The following is a 2832-nucleotide window of genomic DNA, read 5'->3' on the forward strand; positions in this document are numbered from 1 at the left end:
GCACTCATTGCGACTCCATTAGATCCAGAAGAAATTCCAGATGAAATAAAATTCAAACTGCAGATCTCTAATCCAGATCAGATCTTAAAGCAAGAGATTCGAACAGATAATAAGTTTTCCTTGGCCGGCGTCCAAATGAAGTTTTCCATGAAAGCCAAAGATGGGCGTTTTACACTAGTCCAGGCAACGGAATCGTCTCTACTCGGGGACTGGATTATCAAAACTCCTTCTTCCAGACATGCTTTTGTTCCGCTAAATGAATATTCTATGATGAGCCTTGCCAAAATGGTCGGAATAGATGTCCCTGAGATTCGCTTGGTGGATATGGCACTCTTACAAAACCTTCCACCATTAAATTTACCCCAAGAGCAATATGCTTTTGCAATCAAAAGATTTGATAGACAGAGTACTGCTGATACTACAGAGCTTATTCACATCGAAGACTTTGCTCAGATCTTCGGTGCATATCCACAGCAGAAATACAGCACCACAAATTATGAGCAGATAGGAAAGATCATTTATCAATTTTCAGATAACAAAATTCTTGATATTCAGCAATTTGCCAGCCGCTTACTTGTCAACATTTTGCTCGCCAATGGAGATGCACACTTAAAAAACTGGAGTATGATTTATCAGGACAAAAGAACACCAAGATTATCTCCCGCATACGATATATTGATGACTAGTGTATATATTGAAAATGAGCTTCATTTCGCATTGAATCTTGCCAAAAATAAAGATTGGTATTTAGCTGAGATGAAACACTTTGAACAATGGGCTGAAAAAGTCGGTGTTCCATGGCGTGTTATTGAAAAACAACTTCACGCCATTATGGACAAAGCACGGTCAGTATGGCCAGCGCTATTACTAGACTTACCTATGATTTCTGTTCATAAAGAAAAATTAAGAGAACATTGGAAAAAATTGCATCCAGACTTTCAGATACTTACAGATGATTAGAGGAAACCTGTAACCAAGCTAAAATTTCTCAAACAATTTCATCACATCATTTTCCGTCAGTTTCGCTTCTCCCTCATGATCTGTGCTTAGAATAGACTGTGCCAGTTCTGCTTTATTCTGCTGCAAGGCAATAATTTTTTCTTCTATGCTTTTATTGGTAATCAGCTTATACACAAATACCGGCTTGTCCTGTCCAATCCGCCATGCACGATCTGAAGCTTGATCTTCAGCAGCAGGGTTCCACCATGGATCATAGTGAATGACCGTATCTGCGGCAGTTAGATTCAGACCGACCCCTCCTGCTTTCAGACTGATTAAAAATACCGGCACTTGTCCAGACTGAAATGCTGTAATGACTTCATCTCGCTTTTTGGTCTTTCCAGTCAGCTTCACATAGCCAATTTCTGCGTGATAGAGCTGTTGTTCAATCAGTTCCAACATTGAGGTAAACTGAGAGAAAATAAGAATTTTTCGTCCCTCTTCCACCATTGGAACAACCATATCCATCAACTGTTCAAGTTTGGCAGAATACGCCTGCCCGGTTTTAACTGAATCCAGTTTCAGCAAGCTAGGATGACAACAGACCTGACGCAGCTTCAGCAAGGCATCTAAAATTTGGATTTGACTACGCTTAAAGCCTTTTTCTGCCACAATTTTCTGAATATTTGCCTGCATCGTGGCGCGAACAGCCTCATATAGCTTGGATTGCTGCTCATTCATGTCAATATTGACTTCAATCGTGGTTTTTTCAGGCAATTCCTTGGCAACGTCAGTTTTCAAGCGACGTAAAATAAAGGGTTTAATGCGGTTTACCAACTTTTGCCTTAACTGCTGATCGCCGCGTTTTTCAATAGGATAGCGGTACTTTTTATTAAAGATTTCTTGTGAATATAAAAATCCTGGCATTAGAAAATAAAATAGTGCCCACAGCTCACCCAAATGATTTTCCATAGGTGTACCAGTTAGACATAGACGATGTCGCGCTGTTAATTGCCGTACTACCTGTGCAGCTTTGGCACGCGGATTTTTAATATTCTGCGCTTCATCCAGAATGAGTTGATGATATTCATATTGCTTCAGTTGCTCTTCATCTCTCGCCAAGAGCGGGTAGGTGGTTAACACAATGTCATAGTGTGAAATCTGCTCAAAATACTGATGGCGGTCGGGGCCTTGTAGCAGCAGTACCTTGAGCTCAGGGGTAAATTTTTCCGCTTCTTTGAACCAGTTATGCATCAGCGATGTGGGTGCAACAATTAAGGCGGGTCTGTCCTGCAAATGACCAGCCTGCTTTTCCATGAGTAAGTGGGCTAAAGTTTGTGCTGTTTTACCCAAACCCATATCATCCGCCAGAATCCCGCCATGCTGGGTTTCCCTTAAAAACTGTAACCAGCCTAGGCCCTGCTGCTGGTATGGACGTAATTCCCCCTGAAAACCTTGTGGTGTCGGCAGTTGTTGCTGATAGCCTTGTTTGAATTTCTGCGCAAATTGCTGCAGGCGATTACTGACCTGCCACACCATCCCCAGATGATGCTGTAATTCTAATAGTTGACTCGCATCATAGCGATCTATGCTACGCTCTTCTTGCTGTAAAATGCTCTGCAGATGCAACAATACCGGCTTAATGTCCTTTGCGGATAAAGCCAAATCTGGTTGATCCGCTGCAGTTTTCAGGGTGAAAATTTGACTGTCATTCAGATGACCAAAAATCCGTGGATCAAGTAAATCAGGCTGTTCTTTCACCAAAGCCACAAGTGCATCGAGTAAATCATAGCTATTGCCTGCACTGTCCTGAACGGTCGCCCCGATATTGAACCAGTCTTGTTGGCTTTCAGATTCAGTGATGGAAATATTTAAATTTTCAACATATTGCAG

2 protein-coding genes are annotated in these 2832 nt (G+C 41.7%); one reads left to right on the top strand and one right to left on the bottom strand.

Annotated features, from left to right (window positions below; genetic code table 11):
• On the top strand, positions 1–960 hold a 960-nt coding region (locus C3420_RS16660; protein ID WP_103801077.1), incomplete at its 5' end, for a type II toxin-antitoxin system HipA family toxin.
• Between the two features lie 18 nt (positions 961–978).
• Here the strand turns inward: C3420_RS16660 and C3420_RS16665 are convergent.
• Positions 979–2832, bottom strand: a 1854-nt coding sequence (locus C3420_RS16665; protein WP_146048176.1) for a DEAD/DEAH box helicase, incomplete at its 5' end; no start/stop codon positions are given.

Source organism: Acinetobacter sp. ACNIH3, from assembly GCF_002918965.1.
Taxonomy (GTDB): Bacteria; Pseudomonadota; Gammaproteobacteria; order Pseudomonadales; family Moraxellaceae; genus Acinetobacter; species Acinetobacter schindleri.